This is a genomic window from Mesorhizobium sp. M7A.F.Ca.ET.027.03.2.1 (assembly GCF_003999175.1).
Classification (GTDB): domain Bacteria; phylum Pseudomonadota; class Alphaproteobacteria; order Rhizobiales; family Rhizobiaceae; genus Mesorhizobium.
In genome coordinates, this window is record NZ_RZOM01001842.1 from 1 (window position 1) to 519 (window position 519).

Consider the following 519-nt stretch of genomic DNA (forward strand, 5'->3'; position numbering starts at 1 on the left):
TTCCTGGTACGAGGACACGGCGGGACCGAGGCCCGAATATCCCGGACTGGATGGCGACCGGACATGCGATGTCGTCATCATTGGTGGCGGCTTCACCGGGCTGTCGGCGGCGGCGCATCTGGCCAAGGCAGGCACCAATGTCGTGCTGATCGACGCGTACCGCTTCGGCGATGGCGCCTCCGGGCGCAATGGCGGGCAGCTCGGCACCGGCCAGCGCGCCTGGGCCGAGGACCTGGAATCCGAGTATGGCTTGGCCCGCGCCAAGGCGCTGTTTGATCTTGCCGAAGAGGCCAAGGCGCATCTCCTCGAATTCACTGCCGCCAACCAGATCGATATCGACTATATGCCGGGCCAGCTCTCGGTGGCGCACAAGCCCCGCTATGTCGACGACTACAAGGCGCATGCCGAGATCATGGCGAGCCGTTTTGCCTACCCGCATATCTCGTTCATGGATGCCAGGGAGACGGCGGAGCGGTTGGGCTCGGCCGCCTATTTCGGCGGCACGCGCGACACCGGCAC

At 65.5% G+C, this 519-nt stretch carries 1 protein-coding gene; it reads left to right on the forward strand.

What is annotated here, in order from left to right; genetic code table 11:
- Nucleotides 1-519 (forward strand): FAD-binding oxidoreductase (locus EN750_RS38390; RefSeq protein WP_145968393.1); only part of this gene is annotated, 519 nt, incomplete at both ends.